The 19,632-nt window shown below is 70.5% G+C and carries 19 protein-coding genes; 6 read left to right on the forward strand and 13 right to left on the reverse strand.

Annotated elements, in window-relative coordinates:
- Positions 1-297 precede the first annotated feature (297 nt).
- From ACZ5PB_RS19725 to ACZ5PB_RS19750, 6 genes are all read right to left on the reverse strand, one after another.
- Positions 298-1,362, reverse strand: coding sequence for a LacI family DNA-binding transcriptional regulator (locus tag ACZ5PB_RS19725; RefSeq protein ID WP_468692780.1), 1,065 nt, complete (start codon positions 1,360-1,362; stop codon positions 298-300).
- Positions 1,363-1,725: 363 nt separating this feature from the next.
- The gene (locus ACZ5PB_RS19730) at positions 1,726-2,928 is read right to left on the reverse strand and encodes a serine hydrolase domain-containing protein (protein WP_468692781.1); all 1,203 of its coding nucleotides are present in this window, start codon (positions 2,926-2,928) and stop codon (positions 1,726-1,728) included.
- A gap of 170 nt (positions 2,929-3,098) precedes the next feature.
- On the reverse strand, positions 3,099-3,554 hold the full coding sequence (locus tag ACZ5PB_RS19735; RefSeq protein WP_468692782.1) for a MarR family winged helix-turn-helix transcriptional regulator: 456 nt from the start codon (positions 3,552-3,554) through the stop codon (positions 3,099-3,101).
- Between the two features lie 134 nt (positions 3,555-3,688).
- Complete coding sequence (locus tag ACZ5PB_RS19740; protein WP_468692784.1) at positions 3,689-4,213, reverse strand: hypothetical protein; 525 nt, start codon at positions 4,211-4,213, stop codon at positions 3,689-3,691.
- A gap of 129 nt (positions 4,214-4,342) precedes the next feature.
- Positions 4,343-5,776, reverse strand: coding sequence for an MFS transporter (locus ACZ5PB_RS19745; protein WP_468692785.1), 1,434 nt, complete (start codon positions 5,774-5,776; stop codon positions 4,343-4,345).
- A gap of 480 nt (positions 5,777-6,256) precedes the next feature.
- Positions 6,257-6,628, reverse strand: a complete 372-nt coding sequence (locus tag ACZ5PB_RS19750) for a winged helix-turn-helix transcriptional regulator (protein WP_468692786.1) — start codon at positions 6,626-6,628, stop codon at positions 6,257-6,259.
- A 92-nt stretch (positions 6,629-6,720) separates the two neighbouring features.
- Here ACZ5PB_RS19750 and ACZ5PB_RS19755 point away from each other — a divergent pair, with 92 nt between their 5' ends.
- The gene (locus ACZ5PB_RS19755) at positions 6,721-7,560 is read left to right on the forward strand and encodes an SDR family oxidoreductase (RefSeq protein ID WP_468692788.1); all 840 of its coding nucleotides are present in this window, start codon (positions 6,721-6,723) and stop codon (positions 7,558-7,560) included.
- Between the two features lie 68 nt (positions 7,561-7,628).
- Positions 7,629-8,603: a phosphotransferase family protein gene (locus ACZ5PB_RS19760; RefSeq protein WP_468692789.1), complete on the forward strand. Its 975-nt coding sequence runs from the start codon at positions 7,629-7,631 to the stop codon at positions 8,601-8,603.
- On the opposite strand, the gene ACZ5PB_RS19765 is transcribed toward ACZ5PB_RS19760, so the two are convergent.
- From ACZ5PB_RS19765 to ACZ5PB_RS19790, 6 genes are all read right to left on the reverse strand, one after another.
- Positions 8,560-9,126: a GNAT family N-acetyltransferase gene (locus ACZ5PB_RS19765; RefSeq protein WP_468692790.1), complete on the reverse strand. Its 567-nt coding sequence runs from the start codon at positions 9,124-9,126 to the stop codon at positions 8,560-8,562. The genes ACZ5PB_RS19760 and ACZ5PB_RS19765 overlap by 44 nt on opposite strands.
- A gap of 71 nt (positions 9,127-9,197) precedes the next feature.
- Entirely contained in the window at positions 9,198-9,638 is a 441-nt protein-coding gene (locus ACZ5PB_RS19770; protein WP_468692791.1) for a hypothetical protein, read from the reverse strand.
- A gap of 37 nt (positions 9,639-9,675) precedes the next feature.
- The gene (locus ACZ5PB_RS19775; RefSeq protein WP_468692794.1) at positions 9,676-9,987 is read right to left on the reverse strand and encodes an ankyrin repeat domain-containing protein; all 312 of its coding nucleotides are present in this window, start codon (positions 9,985-9,987) and stop codon (positions 9,676-9,678) included.
- 106 nt (positions 9,988-10,093) lie between these two features.
- Positions 10,094-11,425: a PQQ-like beta-propeller repeat protein gene (locus ACZ5PB_RS19780; protein ID WP_468692795.1), complete on the reverse strand. Its 1,332-nt coding sequence runs from the start codon at positions 11,423-11,425 to the stop codon at positions 10,094-10,096.
- Between the two features lie 34 nt (positions 11,426-11,459).
- Entirely contained in the window at positions 11,460-12,296 is an 837-nt protein-coding gene (locus ACZ5PB_RS19785; RefSeq protein WP_468692796.1) for an NAD-dependent epimerase/dehydratase family protein, read from the reverse strand.
- A gap of 64 nt (positions 12,297-12,360) precedes the next feature.
- Positions 12,361-13,164 (reverse strand): IclR family transcriptional regulator, encoded by an 804-nt coding sequence (locus tag ACZ5PB_RS19790; RefSeq protein ID WP_468692797.1) that lies wholly within the window; start codon positions 13,162-13,164, stop codon positions 12,361-12,363.
- A 267-nt stretch (positions 13,165-13,431) separates the two neighbouring features.
- Here ACZ5PB_RS19790 and ACZ5PB_RS19795 point away from each other — a divergent pair, with 267 nt between their 5' ends.
- Genes ACZ5PB_RS19795 through ACZ5PB_RS19810 form a run of 4 tightly spaced genes read left to right on the forward strand, consistent with a single transcriptional unit; the run spans position 13,432 to position 18,227 of the window.
- Positions 13,432-14,346 carry a 5-dehydro-4-deoxyglucarate dehydratase gene (locus tag ACZ5PB_RS19795; protein WP_468693259.1) on the forward strand — a complete coding sequence of 305 codons (915 nt, stop codon included), beginning with the start codon at positions 13,432-13,434 and terminating at the stop codon, positions 14,344-14,346.
- Positions 14,346-15,602, forward strand: coding sequence for a glucarate dehydratase family protein (locus tag ACZ5PB_RS19800; protein ID WP_468692799.1), 1,257 nt, complete (start codon positions 14,346-14,348; stop codon positions 15,600-15,602). Before ACZ5PB_RS19795 ends, ACZ5PB_RS19800 begins: the two co-directional genes overlap by 1 nt.
- Positions 15,603-15,606: 4 nt before the next feature.
- Positions 15,607-16,773 carry a hypothetical protein gene (locus ACZ5PB_RS19805; protein ID WP_468692800.1) on the forward strand — a complete coding sequence of 389 codons (1,167 nt, stop codon included), beginning with the start codon at positions 15,607-15,609 and terminating at the stop codon, positions 16,771-16,773.
- Positions 16,773-18,227 carry an aldehyde dehydrogenase (NADP(+)) gene (locus tag ACZ5PB_RS19810; RefSeq protein ID WP_468692801.1) on the forward strand — a complete coding sequence of 485 codons (1,455 nt, stop codon included), beginning with the start codon at positions 16,773-16,775 and terminating at the stop codon, positions 18,225-18,227. Before ACZ5PB_RS19805 ends, ACZ5PB_RS19810 begins: the two co-directional genes overlap by 1 nt.
- Before the next feature lie 92 nt (positions 18,228-18,319).
- On the opposite strand, the gene ACZ5PB_RS19815 is transcribed toward ACZ5PB_RS19810, so the two are convergent.
- On the reverse strand, positions 18,320-19,330 hold the full coding sequence (locus tag ACZ5PB_RS19815) for a hydroxyacid dehydrogenase (protein WP_468692803.1): 1,011 nt from the start codon (positions 19,328-19,330) through the stop codon (positions 18,320-18,322).
- Positions 19,331-19,632: the final 302 nt, after the last annotated feature.

Raw genomic sequence — 19,632 nt, forward strand, 5'->3', positions numbered from 1 at the left:
GCCTGGCGGACTGCTGACCGGCCTGGCGGACTGCTGACCGTCCTGCCGTACGGCTGACCGTCCTGTGGGTCGGCGCTGGGCGCCGACGGGGCTCTCTCGCCCTGTCGGTGCCTAGGGCGTGTCTTTCGGATCAGGTCGACCAGGGGTGCCTTGCCCTTTCGGGGTGGCCGAGCGGGGCTGGGTGCGTGCAGCTGCAAGGCGGAGGATTGAGGCGACGCGGAGCGTCGTCGATTGACGACAACGCCGCAGATGTGCGTGACCGGCCCCGCGACCCAGGCCTGATCAGAAAGACACGCCCTACGCCGAAGCTCGCCGTATCAGGACGGTGGGCGTGATCACCGGGTCCGGGGGCGGCGCCCCCGACCCCCTCTCGCCCAGCGAGCGCATCAGCAGTCGCACCATCAACCGGCCCATTTCCTCTACGTCCTGACGGACCGTCGTCAGCGGTGGGTCGATCCTGCACACCACCGATGCCATGTCGTCGAACCCGACCACGGCAACGTCCTCCGGAACCCGCAGCCCCCGCTCGCGCAACGTCGCGACCGCGCCTGCCGCCATCAGGTCGTTGGCGGCGAACACCGCGTCCAGGTCCGGCGTGCGGTCCAGCAGCTCGGCCATCGCACGGGCGCCGCTCTCCTCCGTGAAAGCCCCCTCGCCGATCAGCTCCGGCCCGACGCCCCGCAGTGCGTCGCGGTAGCCGTCGGCACGGTCCAGCGCGGAGGTCTGGTCGAGCGGGCCCGCGATGTGGGCGATGCTCTTCCGGCCGAGCGAGACCAGGTGGCGTACCGCTTCGTGTGCTCCGCCCCGGTTGTCGCAGTCCACGTACGGCACCGGGGGGCCGGCTGCCGCACCCGTCGGCCCGGTCGGGGCCGGCCTCCCCGGCCGTCCTCCGAACACGTACGGCACCTTCATCCGGCCGATGATCGCGGGGAGTTCGTCGTCGTGCAGCGAGAAGGCGAGCGCCCCGTCGACGTGTCCGCCTCCCAGGTAGCGGGCGATGCGTTCGTGGTCGTCGGGCCCTTCCACCCACAGCAGGACGAGTTGGGAGTCGTACGCCGTGAGCTCGCGGCTTATGCCTCGTATTTGCTGGGCGAAGAAGGGGTCCGAGAAGATCCTGAACTCAGGTTCGGCGATGATCACGGCGACGGCGCCGTTGCGGCGGGTGACCAGGGTGCGGGCCGCGTGGTTGGGAACGTATCCCAGCTCTTCGATTGCCCGGCTCACCTTCTCCGCCAGGGCTGCCCGGACACCGGCGCCGCCATTGACTACGCGCGAGACGGTCGCCCGGGAGACACCGGCGCGGGCGGCGACTGCTTCGAGGGTGGGGCGGGGCGTACCGAACCCAGGAGTCTGCTCGGGCAAGGGGTCTCCTCGGGTACGTCACTTCGAGTGCCGGGACAGGCTACCCGGCTCGGCCCGGGGGCCGGCTGGGCTGCTCGTCGCGACGACGTCCGGATGTCCGGAGGTCCAGACGTCTATTCGATGACCGCGGTGGCTTCGACTTCGACTTCGACTGGCAACACAGAGCTGGACCATCGGGCACGGACTCGCTTCGCTTGTCGCCACAGGCCCGTTGCCGCGCCAGGCGCTTGGTCACGGCGTGCCCATGTTGACCGCGCTGTTCAGTGGCGCGGGAGACGGAGCTGAGCGATGCCCTCGGTCGGTCGAGCGTGGCTGGGGCGAGGTCGGGGCCGGGGTCGGGGTCGGGGTCGGGGTCGGGGGGTCCTAGCCCTTGAAGGCTGCCAGGGCGAGGCGCTGGGCTATTGCCGGGGCGCGGTCGTCGGGCGAGGAGGTGCCTATCGCGTACACGGCACGGCGGTTCAGGTCGGGGGTGGCGAAGACGCCGGCCTTGTAGCCCATGTCGCTGCCCGTCTTGCCCCACAGCACGGTGCCGTCGGGGAGCGGGAAGGACATCAGTACGGTGCTGAAGCAGGCGGTGCCCTTTGCCGGGCCCTGGTTGCAGTTGGAGGTGCCCGCGTAGGGCAGGGGCTTTCCGTCGGTGCCGCGCGGGACGGCGAAGAGTTCGGCCTGCTGGGCAGGGCGCAGGAGGCGGCCGGTGAAGAGGCCGGTGATGAAGCGGTCGAGGTCGGCGCCGGTTGACGTCATGCTGGCGGGCAGGCCGCCCTGCTTGTTGACGTCGACGAGCCGGCCGGTGCTGCGGGGCAGGTAGCCCGGGAGGTACGGGCGGGGCACGGACGTGGCGCGGCCCGGCACCGAGGTGGCCGTGTCGCGCATCCCGAGCGGCTTGAGAATGCGCTGGGTCACCTCGTGGTGGAAGGAGTGGCCGGTGAGGGTTTCGATGAGTTTTCCGGCGATGCGGTAGCCGAAGGAGTTGTACTCCTGCTTGGTGCCGGGGCTGAAGCGCGGACCCGGCCCCGGACGTCCCTCGGGGCGCAGCGTCTGCTGGATGCTCCGGTCGAAGCTGAGGGAGTCGAAGCGGCCGTCGATCGCCTCGTCCTGGGAGAACGGGGGCGCGCCGTCGAGGTCCTGCGGCAACCCGCTGGTGTGGTTGAGCAACTGCCGTACGGTGACGGCTTCCTGGAACCTGTCCTCGGGCAGCAGCCCGGGCAGGTAGTGCTGGACGCTGCGGTCCAGGTCGATGCGACCCTCGGCGGAGAGCTGCAGGAGTATGACGGATTCCATCGGCTTGGCGACGCTGCCGATCCGGAAGTGCGCCTTGGTGCTCACCCGCTTCCCGGTGACGGCGTCGCCGGATGTGCCCCGCCACGTCTCACCGTCGCGGTGGGCCTCGGCCACGACACCGGCCGCGCCGTCGTCCGCACGAAGGGCGATCGCCTCGCGCAGGGCGGCACGGTCCAGGCCGGGGGAAGCAGCGGTGGCCGCCTGGGCGGGAACAGCAACGGCACACAGTGCGACGGCGGTTGTGAACGCGGCCAGGGAGATGACCGACGGACGGCGCAGGGACATGGGGACTCCGCTCAGGAAGGCTCGGAACTGGTGTTCCTCGTGCCTTCGAGTCTTCCTGCCCGGATGCCGGGCTCGATTCGGGATGACCCTGAGCGGTCCCTGAGTGCCCCCTGACGATCACCCCGATCACTCCGCTCATCCCGACCGTCATGGCCGGCCCGGCTCAGTCGTCAGGCTGGGGCGACCTGTCCACCCGCATTGCGGACCATGCGCTGTAGCACCTTCAGAGTGATCAGGTACTCCTCGTCCGAAACGTCCGAGTGGACACTGGCCCGGCTGGTCCGTTGGGTCTCTGCGGCACGCCGGTGCAGCGCCCGGCCCTCGTCGGTGATCCGGAGTCGGCCGGCCGCATCCACGACGACCAGCTTCCGCTCGATCAACAGGTCGATGTCCGGGACGATTCCGGCACCGACGTCCAGGTTGGCCTGCTGCGCAGTGATCACTTCGTCCCGGGTCGCGCCGCTGTCACTGTGCAGGACCTGGTGCAGGACCCACCACTGGGGCTGGGTGATCCCGATCGCCGCGAGGCGCCCTCTGACGTACGCCGTGAGGGTCTTGTTCGCGGCCCATGTCCAGTACCCGATCGGCTGGTTGACCAGCTCCTCATCGGGGTGCGAGTACTTCATCACGTCACCTCCATGACCCCCAGCCTCTCGGTCCGTCCGCCACAAGTCCAAGAGCCAGTCGTTCTCGCGATGAGCACGTCTGCTTCTGGAAGGCGCAGGCCCGGCGGCTACGGACCGCGCCAACCCGGCGCAGCTCAGATGCCAAGGCCCTCAATGGCCTTGTCCACGTTCCGGAGCGCCGAGCTCCTCGATTGCTCACGCAGCAAAGCCAGTTGAGCGACCGCCTTGCCGAGCCACTCCGGGTCGCCCAGCCGGTGCGCTGCGTTGGTTTTGACCGCCTTCTCGAACAGTCCCTGGACCAGGGCGATCTCGAAGTAGGGGTAGGAGCGCTTGTGGTGGGTGTAGTTCGCCGACCAGTTGTCGTACGGGTGGCGTACCACTGCCTGTACGGAGCAGGCTCTGCGGCCGCATACGTTCCCGCTCATGCCCGCACTCAGTGCGCCCGCCGCGCCGCTGGCCATCCACGCCCATTGGGTGGCGAGCACGTCCAGTTCCACGAACCGGGACCACGCGACAGCGTCGCGCGGTCCCAGCGCGCCCCGCGTGTGGTGTTCCAGGCCCTCGGGTGTCAGGACGAGAAACGAGCCGCCCTTTCGCGTCGAATCACCTATGGCCCACCGGCCCCCGATCAGTTCCAGCGGTCCCAGATGCTCCGACATGACCCCTCCTGGCCGACTCTATTGCCCTATGACATAAAACTTATGCCCTATGCCCTATCTGGTGCGGAATCCTATGCTCTGGGCTGCTCCCACAGTTCGTCCGGGGCGTTGTGCAGCGGGCAGGACGGTTCAGCCGGCCTCCCTGCTCGCACGGGCCGGCAGGGAGAACATCAGGGCCCACATCGCGGCGAGGATGCCGCCGGTCCACCAGAGAACACCGGTGAATGCCGCCCGATTGACCGCGCTGTCGGGCGAACCGCCCGTCGCGGAGAAGAAGGTGAGTGCGGTCAGCGCCGTGCCAAGGGCCATGCCCAGGTGCATCGCGGTGTTGAACAGGCCCGAGGCGGACCCGGCGTTCTCGTGCGGGACCTTGGCGAGCGACATGTCGGCGAGCGGGCCGCCGACCATGCCGAGACCGAAGCCGAGCAGTACGGTCGGGGCCGCCATCGCCAGGAGTGCCTCGTCGGACTGGATGCCGCCGACCTGGTTGCCGTAAAGCTGGATTCCGTACGCCGTGATGGAGGCGAGGGCGATCAGGAGGCCGGTCTGTGGCAGGCGGCGGGCGAAGCGCCCGGCCGTCCTCATCGCCGCTGTCGCACCGGCCAGTTCGCCGAGGGCGAGCAGCGCGAAGGCCGCGGCGGCCATCAGCGGGCTCATGCCCAGACCGCGCTGGAGGTAGAGCGTCCAGGTCATGAAGAACAGGCCGCACAGCAGGCCGAGGACCAGTTGCGCGGAGAGGCCGCCGGAGAACTGCCGGTCGCGGAACAGGGACAGTGCCAGGAGCGGGGAGTGGCCCTGCTGGTCCTTCCCGCGCTGCTGGTGGCGCAGAAAGACACCGAGGACGAGGAGGCCTGCGGCGAGCATGGTGAAGCACCAGAGCGGCCAGTGGTGGGTGTGCCCCTCGGTGAGCGGGAAGATGATCAGGACCACGGCGAGGGCGGACAGGAGCATGCCGTTCAGGTCGAGGCGGTCGGCTTTCGGCGCGGTCGACTCGGGGACGAACCTGCGGCCGAGGACGATCACTGCGAGACCGATGGGTGCGTTGATCAAGAAGACCGGCCGCCAGGACAGTCCGAACAGGTCGGCCTCGGTGAGCGCACCGCCGAGGACCGGGCCCAGGACGTTGGCGAGCGGAAGGATCCCCCCGTACAGGCCGAATGCCTTGCTGCGGTGCTGCCCCTCGAACGTGACATGGAGCGTGGCCAGGACCTGCGGGAGCATCAGCGCGACGCCGGCACCCTGGAGCACGCGGGCGGCGATCAGTACGCCGGGGGTGGTGGCGGTGCCGCACAGCAGTGAGGACAGGGTGAACACCAGGGTGCCGACGAGGAGGATCCTGCGTCGGCCGTGGAGGTCGCCGAGCCGCCCGCCGGTGATCAGGCCGACGGCGACGGCCAGTGAGTAGCCGGCGGTCAGCCACTGCGACGCGGCCGGTCCGGCGCCGGTCGACTCCTGGATCACGGGCAGGGCGGTGAGGACGACCGACTGGTCGAGGATGTCAATGAGTTCGGCGACCAGGAGCACGGCGAGGGCGATCCAGGCGGCCCGGGGCGGGGAGGACACGACGGGAAACTCCTGATTCAGGGAATCGGGGAACCCTGCCGTCGGCCGCTCCGAGGCCGGTCAGGACGGAACCCGGGGCAGACAGCAGAGCTGCACCCGGGCAGGACAAGACGGGAAACGCGGGGGTGGGTGACGCAACTCAGGCCGGTGCGACGTCCTCCCCCGGGCACGTTCGACTCAGAACGTGGGGGAAGGCGGACCGCTAGATGGCCTGGGGAATACGAAGTCACCTCAAGGTCGACACAGAAGGAGCTGGGGGTCGGTCACTGCCGCTGCCACTGCTGCCGCAATCAGACGGGGCGCAGGTCAGGATACGGGAACGGCGTTCCGGCCTGCCTCGCCGAGTGGCTGTTCCTCATCTCGTCATGACCATGGCCGGTGTTTGGGAGGCCGGGGAAGGTCTGGTGATGCTGGCTCCGACCAGGACTCCGAGGGCGACCGCTTCGTGGTGCTGATCAACCCCGCCCGTCCCGGTGCCGGCTAGCCCTGGCTGCGTGGTGGGAGCCGCTCCGTGATCCGGTGGAACAAGTCCTTCAGGGGATCGCTGACTTCCCGGCCGAACTCGGTGAGCCCGTACGTGACTTGGGGCGGTGTTGTCGGCTCCACCTTCCGCCAGACCAGGCCGTCCTGGACCAACGCGCGCAGGCTCTGGGCGAGCATCTTCTCGCTGATGCCCCGGATGCTGTCCCGCAGCTCGTAGAACCGAAGGTCGTTGCTCCGCAAGGAGATCAGCACCCAGATACCCCACTTGCTGGTCACGTGGTCGACCACGTCCCTCGCCGGGCAGTCAGTGTGAAACACCTCATACCGCTGACCTTCCTCGGCCTGCTTCAGCTGCACACCTTCCGTCATGTCCGGAGCTTACCTCTGGGTATGTTCTTACGAAAAGTAAGCCTGCCTCCTAGCGTCAACTGCCTTAGCGCACAACGAACCAGGAGCTGAAAATGATCGTGGTGACCGGGGCTACCGGCAATGTGGGCCGGCCTCTGACGCAGGCCCTGGCCGCGGCGGGCGAGCAGGTGACGGCCGTGTCGCGGAACGCGGCGGCGATGCCCGACGGAGTCCGCCACGTGGCGGCCGACCTGACCGAACCGACAAGCCTCACCCCCGTACTGGACGGGGCGAAGGCACTCTTCCTCCTGCTCTCCGGCGACCTGCACGCCGCCACGGCCAGGGCGACCGACCTCATCGCCCTGGCCAGGGCGAGCGGGGTCCGCCGACTCGTCCTGCTGTCCTCGCAGGGCGTGGCGACCAGGCCGTCCGGCCCGTCGCGGGTCGCGGTGCGCACGGTGGAGGAAGCCTTGCAGGGCTCCGGCCTGGACTGGACCGTCCTGCGACCGGGCGGTTTCGCCTCCAACGCCTTTGCCTGGGCGGAGTCGGTCCGTACGAAGGGAACGGTCGCCGCACCCTTCGGCGATGTGGGGGTGCCGGTCGTCGATCCGGCGGACATCGCCGAGGTCGCGGCGGCCTCCCTGCTGGACGAACGGCACCACGGCGCGGTGTACGAGCTGACCGGGCCGGAGGTGATCACACCACGTCAGCAGGCTGCGGCCATCGCTGCCGCACTCGGGTCGCCGGTACGGTTCCACGAACTGACCCGCGACGAGGCCAAGGCCGCGATGACCCGTTTCGTACCGGCGGAACTCGCCGACGACACCCTGGACATCATCTCCGCCCCGAACCCCGCCGAACTGCTCATCAGCCCGGATGTGGAGCGGGTCCTGGGCCGCGCCCCGCGCCACTTCAGCGACTGGGTCGCGCGCAACATCGCCGCCTTCCGCTGAGCCGGCACTCAACTCCGACCACCTGAACGGCCTCGTGCGGCCTGTCGGCGGTCTCGCACAATGCAGGGGTGACCGACCACCATGAGACAGCAGCTGTCCGGCCGACGACTCTGGCCTGGGTGAGACAGCACCTGGAGACCGGTGAACGGATCGTCAGAACCGAGGCACTGCACGGCGGCCTCACTACCGAGGTGTGGAAGCTGACGATCGGCGGCGCGCGAAGTGGCGGCGGGGCCCGGGAGTTGGTGCTGCGGACCTTCGTCGATGTGGAGCAGGCGGAGGACTGGTTGGGCCGGGAGGCTGGTGCGCTGGCCCTGCTGGCGGGGACCGGCGTACCGGCTCCTGGGCTGGTCGCGGTGGATCCGACCGCCGCGCACTGCGCGTACCCGTCCCTCCTCATGACGCATCTGGCGGGGCGGACGGTCCTCGACGACGAGGGGCTGGAGGGGCGCATTCCGCTGCTGGCCCGTCAGCTCGTGGCGATCCACGCGCTGCGGCCCGCCGAACGGCCGCGGAAGTACGTGGCGTTGACGACCGCCGAGAGTGTCGTGGTTCCGAAGGGCGCGGACGCGGCGGCCTGGGCCGCGGCGATCCGTGTGATCCGCAAGCCTGTGCCGCGCTACGAAGGGCGGTTCCTGCACCGGGACTTCCAGCCCGGCAACGTGCTGTTCGACGTGCCGCCCTCAGGGCCGGCGGAGGTCAGGCTGACGGGGGTCGTCGACTGGGCCGGGGCCTCGTGGGGCCCGGCCGATCTTGATGTGGCGCACTGCGCCGTCAATCTCGCGCTGCTGCACGGCCCGGCGTGGGGTCTGCGGTTCCCCGGGGCGTACGAGGACGCCGGCGGGGAACTGGCTGCGGACCGGAACGAGCGGCTGTACTGGCTGGTCAGGGACGGGCTGGCGTCCTCGGAGGAAGTGCGGTGGGTGGCGCGGCCGTGGCGGGAGGCAGGGCGGGCAGAGCTGACGACGCGGGTGGTGGAGGAGCGGCTGGATGCCTATGTCACAGCGCTGATGGACGCGGCGCACTCCACTGCTCGTGGGTGATCGCGTACTCGACCGTGCGCAGGTCGGTACCGGGCGGAAACCACTCGGCGTCCGCCAGGAACTCACGGACGCGTCGCAGTCCGAGGGCCGTGAGCGTCGCCTGGGACGCGGTGTTGGCCGCCGCTGCCATGGCGTGGATCCTGGCGAGTCCGAGGTCTTCGAACCCGTGGCGGATCAGCTCACGGGATCCCTCGCTGGCAAGTCCCTGACGCCAGTGGCGTCGCAGGATCTTGAACCCGAGCTGCCCGTCGTTGGCTTCCTGCTCGGCAGGTCCCGGGGACCGCAGGAGCCCGAAGCCGACGAACTCCCCTTCCACGAATCCGGCCCAGCATCCCAATCCCGGTACCCGTCGGGCGTCTTCGAGGTACCCCTGGAGCGCTTCCTCTATCTGCTCACGGCTCCGCGCGCCGCCCAGGTACTCCATGACTTCGGAGTCGCCGTCGAGCTCGACCTGGTGTTCGAGGTGTTCGCGGGACAGGGGGATCAGTTGGATCCGCTCGGACTTCAAGATCGCTTGAGACATGACACGGAGCATGCCAGAACTTCGTGTACGGGGGGCACACTTGTGCGCCGGAGATCACTGGAGACAACCGGTCAGCGGCGGCCCGTGGCCAGGATGACGAGGAACTGGCCGCCGCCCGGCTCGACTTCGGCGGTCACCGGCAGCCCCGGCGTCAGTCGGGAGAACCGGTCCACCAGCCAGTCCGCCGCTTCCTGGGCGTCCCGCTTGGTCGGGCAGCGGCCCACCATCTCGCGGCCCCCCTTGCGCTCCAGCCTCGCGGCGACAGCGATCAGCGGGGCGGGTTCGACCACGTACAGGTCGTCCGGCCAGGCGATGACCACCTTGACCGCGCCCTTGCGGGAGTTGCACCCGCGGTGTGCGAGCCGCTCGGCGACCTTGGCCTTCCGGTCGGCGGTCCGGCTGTCCACGCTGGGCCCCTGCTCGTCATTGACCGACTTGTCGGGGTCGACCGGCTCGTCGCACACCCAGCAGCGCCAGCCGTCGCGCTCGGCCACATCATCAAGGAGACTCATCCGAGCAAAGTAGCCTGCCCGGCCGTCATCCCGCGCATCAGGGCTGGTCGTACACGTACTGTTCGCCGCGGGCGATCCAGGCGCGGATGATCTCTGCTGCCAGCCAGTGGCCGCAGTCTTCGGCTGCGGTCACGATGGATGTTCCCTCCCAGGACCGCAGGGGATCGGCGCCCCGTGCAAGGAGGAACGCTGTCACGTCCGCGTGGAGCGGCGCGCCCGACTGCACGTGGCTGTCGTGCTCGACGTCGACGGCGTGCCGCAGGAGAGTCCAGCCGTTGCCCTGATCGTCTTCCACGTCATGCCCCGCGTCCAGCAGTTCACGGAGCCGGGGGAGGTCTTGCTGCTCCACGGCGAAATGAGCCGGCGACCACGTCACTGAACGGCTCCTGAACTCTTGGTGGTGGTGCCCGACGGACGCCCGGATGGGCGGCAGGCGGACATTTTGGAGGTTTTGGTCAGGGGCGGAGGGCGTGTACCACTGATTCGTTGGTGAAGTAGAGGAGGCCGTTGGCGGACAGGGGTGGGGGGCCTGAGGTGCTTTCTTCTGTGGGGAGGCGCCAGAGGGGCTTGCCCGTTTGGGTGTGGTAGCAGTACCAGTCGGGCGTGTAGGCGATGAAGAGGTGGCTGTCCGGAGTCGTGGCCGCTTTGTAGGAGGCTTCGGGGCGGTCGTTCCGCCAGCGTTCGCGGCCGGTGCGGGCGTCGTGGGCTCGTAGGGTCGTGCGGTTCTCGGCGAAGCCGGTGCTCTCGCTCCAGCTCAGGTACGCGCAGTCCTTGTCGGCGGCGAGCGCGGCGCTTTCGTTGAGCGTCTTCGAGAAGGCGGGGGCGGTCCAGCGGCGGTTGCCCGAGGTGGCGTCGAAGGCGTGGAGTTGTTGTCCGTCGCCGCGGGTTCGGCCGGGGGCGTTGATGTAGACAGTGTGGGTGTGGGCCACCGGTGTCGAGGCGTGGGCTGCTGGGGCGGTCCAGCGGGTGGCGCCGGTGCGTGGGTCGTACGCCACCAGTTTCGAGCCGATGCCCACGTTGCCGTTGCGGCCGAAGAGCAGGCCGGCGGTGAAGAGGTCCAGGGTGCACTTGCCGCCCGGTTTCTCCGGCGGTGCCGACCAGCGGACCTGGCCCGTACGTGGGTCCAGTGCGGTCAGGCTCTCGTCGGGGAGGTTGACGTACGCGAGGCCGTCGCGCACCTCCAGGAGCGAGGCTTCGGTGTGCCAGAGGAGGTTGCCGTTGCGGGTGTCGAGTGCGTACAGGACGCTCGGCGGCGGGTCGGGGTCCTCGTCGTAGGTGGAGGGAAGGAAGCTGGTCAGGGCGATGGAGCCGCTGATCCACACGTCCCCCGCGCTGGGGGTGCGCAGGCGGTTTCCCGGGGTCCGGCTCCAGAGCGGTTTGCCGTCCGCCGTGCGCAGTGCTTGTACGGTGCCGCCCTGCGTGGCGATGAACACCGCTTGCGGCGTCACGGACGGTGCACCGGGGAAGGGGCCGGCCAGTGGTGCGTGCCAGCGTTCGCGTCCGGTGGTCGCGTCGAGTGCGTAGAGGCCGTGCTTCTTCGTCCTGACGTAGAGCACGTTGTTGTGGTGCACCGGCGTGGCGTCGTCCAGGCCCTTCTGTGTGCCGTCCTTGTCGAGGAGGTTCAGGGTCCAGAGCGGTTTGCGGGTCGGTGGCTCGGGCTCGTCCGGTGTGCTGTCGCACGCGGAGGTGGTCAGGGCCAGACCGGCCACCGCGCCGGTCGTCAGTTTCAGGGCCTGGCGGCGGCCGATGCGGCTGGTGATGTGTGGGTGTTCCGCCGGCTTGGCCATTGGGGCAGGCTAGGTGACGGCCGGGGCTGGTGGGTCAGAGGGGGTTGGGTTCACCCAGGGGGGTCGTGACGAACGGGCCGCCGATGTGGTCCGCGGCGGGGCCGGTGGGGGCGGGAGTGTTGATCTGGGGCGCGAACGTTTCGGCGTTGTCGTGGGAGGTGTAGCCCAGGGCCTCCGCCTCGGTGAGGGAGTACAGGCGGCGGGTGTTGTCGGAGACGCCCCAGACGACGCGGTAGCCGGGCGACGGGGTGGCCAGGCAGGCTTCGAACAGGCGGGCCGCGTCGCCCGGGGACAGCCAGGTGGCCAGGCCTCGTGGGCCGAGCGCGATCGGGTCCGGGAAGCAGGAGCCGATGCGTACGACGATCACGTCCATGCCGAACCGCGAGTGGTAGAGGCTTCCGAGCGCTTCGATGGCCGCCTTGCTCACGCCGTAGTACGTGTCGGGGCGGGCGGTGGAGTCGGCGGGCAGGCCCGTTCCGCCGTCGGCTTCGTCGTTGCGGCGGTAGCCGACGACGTGGTTGCTGGAGGCCAGGATCATGCGTGGGACGCCGGCGGCGCGGGCGGCTTCCAGAAGCGTTCTGGTGCCGTGGATGTTGACGTCGAGGGTGTCTTCCCAGGATGCCTCGCGGCTGAGGCCGCCCAGGTGGATCACCGCGTCCACGTCGGCGCACGCCTCGGCCATGGCTGCCGGGTCGGTGACCGAGGCGGAGATCAGCTCGACTGCTTCACCCTCCTCCGCGGCCGGCTGGTCGGCGAGGTCGAGCAGGCGCAGGATCCGGCCGTCGCGGCGGAGCCGTGAGCGCATCAGGCCGCCGACCATGCCCGCTGATCCGGTGATCAGGACGCGCTGGTCTGCCGTCGCCATCGCCATCGGGGTTCTCTTTTCTCTGCGTAGCGGATCTCTGCGTAGCGAAGGAAGGAAAGGGCCTTGTCGGTCAGCGGATTCCGGCTCGGCGCAGGCGTTGGCCCAGTTCCGTGGTGGCCTCGGCGAGCAGTTCGCCCACGTGCTTCGCGTCGGCGTCGGTGACCTGGTCGAGGGGCATGGAGCAGCTCATCGCGTCGGTGGCGGGGATGCGGTACGGGATCACCGCGGCGACGCAGCGCACTCCGAGCCCGCCCTCCTCGATCTCGGCTCCGTAGCCGCGTTCCCGGGTGAGGGCGCATTCGGCGTGGAGGGCTTGGACCGAGGTGATGGTGTTCGGCGTCCGCGCGGTGAGCGGGTCGTGCAGTACGGCTTCGATCTCGTCGTGCGTCAGTTCGGCGAGCAGCGCCTTCCCGAGGGCGGTGGCGTGGGCGGGGAGGGTCCGGCCCACGCGGGACACCAGGTGGGTGGACCTGGCGGACTCCCGGGTCTCCAGGTATACGACCTCCGCGCCGGCGCGGCGGGCGTAGTGCGTGGTGAACCCGGTCTTCTCGCGGACGAGTTCGAGCGCCTCGGTCGCGTACGGGATCACCGGGTCGCGGTCGAGATAGGCCGTGCCGCAGGTCAGCGCCCGGACGCCGAGGCGGTAGCGCCCGGTGCCGGAGTCCGTCTCCAGCCAGCCGGCGTCGAGCAGTGTGCGGAGCAGTCCGTGCAGGCTCGACCTGGGGAAACCCGTACTGGCTTGCAGGTCGGCCAGGGACAGCCAGCCGACGTTGGCCGCGAAGGTCTCCAGCAGGTCGATGGTGCGGCGCGCCGATTTGACCCCTGCCGGCTCAACTGCGTTCCCGCCTGCGGGGGTTCCTGCCTTCTGCGGCACGAGGCGCTCCTTCATCCAGTACGTCCGACCGTTGACACGTACGTCACACCCTATTAACGTCCCGGGACATTGTTCCAGTCCATGAACATCGAGCACAGTATCAGACACGATTCATGTATGTGAACGTCGTCGAGAGGGGTGAGCGTGACCCTTCCAGAACGAAAGAGCGAGAAATTGACGGCACAGCCCCACACGGCAGAACCCGCCACGGCGCAGCCCCACACCGCGCAGCCCCACCCCGCGCAGCCCCGCGTCGAGCTTGACGGCCTGCTCGCGTTTCCCCTCACTCCCTTCACCCACGACCTCGAAGTGGACCTGGACGCCTTCTCCGAAACGGTCGAGAGGCACGTGGCAGCCGGTGCCGGAGCCCTCTTCATCGCCTGCGGGACGGGCGAGTTCAGCGCACTGGTGCCCGACGAGCAGGCCGCGCTCCTGCGCAGGGCGCGCGAAGTGGTCGCCGGGCGGGTGCCGGTCTGGGTGGGTGCCGGAGGCGGTGCGGCCACCGCGCGGGCCGGGATCGCGGCGGCGCGCGAGGGGAACGCGGACGGTGTTCTCCTGCTGCCCCCGTACCTGGTGTCCGGGCCGTCGTCCGGGCTCGTCGACCACGTGCGGTACGCGGTCGGCGACACCGACGTCCCGGTCGTCGTCTACCACCGCGCCAACGGTGCGTTCACCCCGAGGTCCGCGCTGGAGCTGCTCGACGTCCCGGCCGTGGTCGGTCTCAAGGACGGCGTCGGCGACGTCGAGCTGATGAGCAGGATCGTCACCTCGGTACGGAGTTCCGACTCACCGCGCGCCGAGGACTTCCTCTTCTTCAACGGGCTGCCGACCGCCGAGGTCTCGGCCCGCGCGTACAAGGCGATCGGGGTGGCCCGCTACTCGTCGGCGGTGCACTGCTTCGCGCCGGAGATCGCGATCCGCTTCCACGGGGCGCTCGCGGCGGACGACGACAAGACCGTCGACGCACTGCTGGCGGGGTTCTACCTGCCGCTGGTGGCGCTGCGGGACGAGACCGCCGGTTTCGCGGTGTCCTTGGTGAAGGCGGGCGCCCGGCTGCGCGGCGACCGCGTCGGCGGCGTCCGGCCGCCGCTCGTCGAGCCCTCGGCGGAGCAGATCGAGCGGCTGGAGAAGATCGTCGCGGACGGCTACGCGATGCTTGCCGCAGGGGACGGGGTGCGCTGATGAAGATCGTCGAGGTGGTCCTGACCCCGGTCGCGTTCCGGGATCCGCCGCTGCTCAACGCGATGGGCGTGCACGAGCCGTTCGCGTTGCGCGGGGTGGTCGAGCTGCGCTGCGAGGACGGTGTGGCGGGGCTCGGTGAGTCGTACGGCGATCTGGCCTTCCTGGAGCAGGTGCGGAAGGTGCTGCCGGAGCTGGCCGGGCACAACGTGTTCGACCTGCCGGGACTGCGCCGCATCGTGACGCGGGTGCTGGGCGGGGCGGTGTTCTCCGACGAGCACGGCCTCACCGGCGGCTTCTCGGTGAGCAAGACGATCGCCAGCGTCTACGCGCTGTTCGAGGTGGCCTGTCTGGACGCGCAGGGGCACTTCCTGGGGCGTCCGGTGGTCGACCTGCTCGGCGGGCGGGCGCGCGACGAGGTCGACTTCTCCGCGTACCTCTTCTACAAGTACGGAGCACACACCGGCGCCGAACAGGACGTCTGGGGCGAGGTGTTGACCCCGGACGCCCTGGTCGGCGAGGCGAAGCGGATGATCGACCGCTACGGCTTCAAGTCGATCAAACTCAAGGGCGGCGCGCTCCACCCCGACCAGGAGATGGACGGGATACGCGCCCTGGCCGAGGCCTTCCCCGGCCACCCGCTGCGCATCGACCCCAACGCGGCCTGGACGGTGGATACTTCGGTCCGCGTCGCGCGGGAACTGGCCGGCGTCCTGGAGTACCTGGAGGACCCGACCCCGGGCATCGAGGGCATGGCGAAGGTCGCCGAGCAGGCGAGCATGCCGCTGGCCACCAACATGTGCGTGGTGCGGTTCGAGGACATCGAGCCCGCGTTCCGGGCACGGGCCGTCGGCGTCGTACTCTCCGACCACCACTTCTGGGGCGGTCTGCGCGACACCCAGGCGTTGTCGAAGACCTGCGAGGCCTTCGGCGTCGGGCTCTCGATGCACTCCAACAGCCACCTCGGCATCAGCCTCGCCGCGATGGTGCACGTCGCCGCGGCGACCCCACACCTGACGTACGCCTGCGACACGCACTGGCCGTGGCGCGAGGTCGACGTCATCGCGCCGGGCGCGCTGGAGTTCCGCGGCGGCGCGGTGGCCGTGCCCGAGGGGCCGGGACTGGGCATCGAGCTGGACCGGGACGCGCTGGCCAGGGCGCACGAGGACTACCTCCGGTGCGGACAGACCAAGCGGGACGACGTGACGTACATGCGCACGTTCGACCCGTCGTTCGAGCCTCGCACCGCGCGGTGGTGAAGCGGTGCGCGTAGTCGGTTACGCCTATCCGTGGGACGTCATCGACGCACCCGGCTTCGTGGCCCGGGCGCGGGCGCTCGGGGTCGACGAGGTGGCCGTCGCCGTGTCGTACCACAGCGCCCGCGCCGCCACCCCCTGGTCGCCGGACGGCACTTCGGTGCTCGCCCGGCACGCGGCGCTCTACCGTCCGGTGCGGGAGGAGGCCTGGCGTGACGCCGCGCTCCGTCCGGCCGCGGCGGACTGGGTCTCGGCGCCCGACAGCGCGGGAGACGCCGTACGCGTACTGAACGCGGCCGGGGTGCCCGCCGCCGCGTGGATCGTGCTCACCCACGATTCGCGGCTGGGTACGGAGTTCCCCGGGTACGCCGTGCGCAACTGCTTCGGCGAGAGCTATCCGTGGGCGCTGTGCCCGTCGCACCCCGAGGTGCGGGCGTACGCGGCGACGCTGACCGCGGAGTGTCTGGAGGGGCTCGACGTCGCGTCGGTGGTCCTCGAAGCCTGTGGTCAGCTCGGCGCGGTCCACCAGCACCAGCACGAGAAGACGGACGGCGTCTGGTCCCCGGCCGTCGCGCGGCTGCTCTCGGTGTGCTGCTGTGCGGCCTGCGCCGACGGCTGGGCGGGGTACGGATTCCTCGCCGAGGACGTGCGCAAGGCACTGCGGGCCGAGGTCCGCCGCCTGGTGGACGGTGCCGAACTGACCGGCACTGCCGATGAGTTGGCCGCCGAGCTGAGGACCGTACTCCTGCGGACCCGGCAGCGCGGCACCGACGCGCTGCGGCGCGGGGTGCTCGCCGCGATCGGGCCCGGCATCCGGGTCGTGCTGCACGGGGCTCTCGATCCGTGGGCGACCGGAGCGCTGCCGGGGCTGACCCCGGCTGCGGCCGCCGAGGTCGACGCCGTGGTGCTGCCGAACTGGGTGCCGGGACAGGCCAGTGTGGACGCCGTCGCGGCGGCCGGGCGGCAGCTTCCGTCCGCCGTGGACGTCGGCAGCTACCTCACCGCGGTGGCCGCGAGCCCGGTCCCGGACATGAAGGCGTACGTCACGGAACTGGCCGAGGCCGGTGCCGCTGAGCTGCACCTTTACCACCTCGGACTGGCCGGACCCGGCCGCTGGCAGGACATGTGCGCCGCCACGGACGCGGCGCACGCTTCGCGCAGAAAGGACTCGTGATGCAGGACACCGACTCCGCCGCCCTGGAGGGCGTGCTCGCCCGCGCCGGGGCGGCGGCCGGACCGGCAGCCGCCTCGACCCCCGCCGAGCGCGCGGCCTGGCTGACCGCCGTCGCCGACGCGATCGACGACGCGGCCGAGGAGCTCATCGCGTTGGCGGCGGCCGAGACGCACCTGCCGCCCGCACCACGGCTGAAGGGCGAGCTCGCCCGGACGACGTTCCAACTACGCCTGTTCGCACAGGAGTTGGACGAAGGGCACTTCCTCGGAGCAACGATCGACCACGCGGACGCCGCCTGGCCGATGGGTCCGCGTCCGGACATCCGGCGGTTGCTGGTGCCGATCGGCCCGGTGCTGGTGTTCGCCGCCAGTAACTTCCCGTTCGCGTTCAGCGTCGCGGGCGGGGACACCGCGTCCGCGCTGGCCGCCGGCTGTCCGGTCGTACTCAAGGCGCACCCGGGGCATCCGGAACTGTCGCACCGGACGGGCGCCCTCGTGCGCGACGTGCTCCTCGCCGCCGGGGCGCCGGACGGGATCTTCGCGGTCGTCCACGGCGTCGACGCCGGTGTCACGGCACTGCGTGACGAGCGGATCGCGGCGGCTTCGTTCACCGGCTCGGTGGCGGGCGGGCGCGCGCTGTTCGACATCGCGAACGGCCGTCCGCGTCCGATCCCGTTCTACGGCGAACTCGGCAGCGTCAACCCGGTCGTCGTCACCCCGGGCGCCGTCGCCGCGCGCGGTGCACAGGTCGCGAAGGCGTACGTGGGTTCCTTCACGCTGGGCGCCGGACAGTTCTGCACCAAGCCCGGTCTGCTCTTCCTGCCGGAGGGCCACGGCCTCGACGGCGCACTGAAGGAGGCCGTCGCCGCGGTCGCCGCCCAGCCGATGCTGAACGAGCACCTCGCGCAGGGGTACGCGCGCGTGCTGGCCAGGATGCGTGCGGTGCCGGGGGTCGAGGTGCTGGCGGAGTCCGGGCAGGACGGCGGTCCGGGGTTCGCTCCGGCCCTGCTGAGCATCAGCGGGAAGGAGTTCCTCGCCGCGGGCACGGACGTACGGCAGGAGTGCTTCGGTCCTGCCTCGCTGGTGGTGACGTATGCAGATACGGCCGAACTGATGGGTCTGCTCGGTGAGTTGGAGCCGGGCCTCACCGCGACCGTGCACGGCGAGGAGCACGAGGCCGAGCTGGTGCGGGGCTTGCTGCCCTCGCTCGTCGGGCTCGCGGGCCGGCTGCTGTGGAACGAGTGGCCGACCGGGGTCACGGTCAGCTGGGCACAGCAGCACGGCGGGCCCTATCCGGCGACCACCTCGCCGACGACGACCTCCGTGGGCACCGCCGCCGTCGAGCGCTTCCTCAGGCCCGTCGCCTGGCAGGGCTTCCCGGACGCGCTGCTGCCGGAGGCCCTGCGGGACGACAACCCGTGGCGGCTCCCGCGCCGGACGGACGGGCGGCGCTGACACAGGCAGGGCGTGCGCGTGCACCGGCCGCACCTTCCTGGGTCGCCCTGGGCCGTACGCCTGTCGTGCCTGGCGTACGGCCCGGGACCGGGTCAGGCCAAGGTGGCCGCGTGGACCGGGTCGATGGCGTGCTGGAGCGGGGCGCCCTGGGTGAAGCGGCGGAGCTCGTCGAGCACGAGCAGGCCGAGGCGGTGGCGTTCCGCGCCCATCGCACCGGCGAGATGGGGCGTCAGGACCACGTTCGGCAGGTCGAAGAGAGGTGAGTCGTGGGCGGGAGGTTCCGGGTGGGTGACATCGAGTACGGCGGTGAGGTCGGGCCTGGCGCGCAGCACCCGCGCGGCGGCCGGCTCGTCGACGAGTGCGCCGCGTGCGGTGTTGATCAGCGTCGCGCCCGGCCCCAGGGAGTTCAGCAGCCGCGCCCCGACCGTGCCGCGGGTTTCGGGCAGGAGCGGTGCGTGGAGGCTGACGACGTGGCAGGTGGCGAAGAGTTCGTCGATGCCGACGAGCCGGACGCCCGCCTGCTGGGCGGTTTCCGGGGAGGCGACGGGGTCGGTGGCGCAGACGTCGAGGTCGAAGCGGCCGAGGTGGTCCGCGACGAGCCGCCCGATGTGCCCGAGCCCCAGCAGGCCCACCCGCGACCGGTAGGCGCCCGGCACCGCGACGTCGTGCGGGAAGCTGCGGCTGCTCGCCGCGTCCCGTGCGATGCGGTGCACCTGCTTCAGCCCCAGCAGGACCTGGGCGAGGGTGAACTCCGCCACCGGGACGGCGTTGGCGGCCGCCGCGGAGACGATCGGTATGCCGCGCTCCCAGAAGGCGGGCGTGGTCAGGTGACGGACGGATCCCGCCGCGACGAGGACGGCGCGCAGGCGGGGGGCGTGTGCCAGCAGGGCGGCGTCGAGGACGGGCGCACCCCACCCGGTGAGCAGGACGTCGACCCCGGCGAGTACGGAGGAGTCGTCGGCGAGCTGCTGGTGGGTACGGGGCGGTCCCTGCCAGTGCACCAACTCACCTATTCCGGCGATCACTTCGGGCGGATAGACATCCGCGCGGCGTTCTTCCTCCATGACCAGCAGGGCTGTCGGTACGGTGCCGGGCTCATTCATGCGGGTTTTCTCCTCTGCCTGTTCTCTGGCTTCTGTGGCTTCTGTTGCTTCTCCGGCGGCCCGTCGGCCGGCCGCCCAACGGGCCTTCGGCGGATGTGCGGTCCGGTCGGTTTCGTGGGCGAGTGCCGGAATGGATGTCGCGGGCCGACGCGGTTTGTTGACCCCTCGCGTCAGGCGACTCGCAGGGACCATACATCGGATCACTGGAATGCGATCGACGGAATCACGTATGTCCGGTCCTCGCCGGTCAGACGGCGATCAGAGTGCTCGGCATCCGCCCCGGAGAGCGGTGATCGTTTCCA

It is taken from the genome of Streptomyces sp. NPDC032721 (assembly GCF_055579625.1).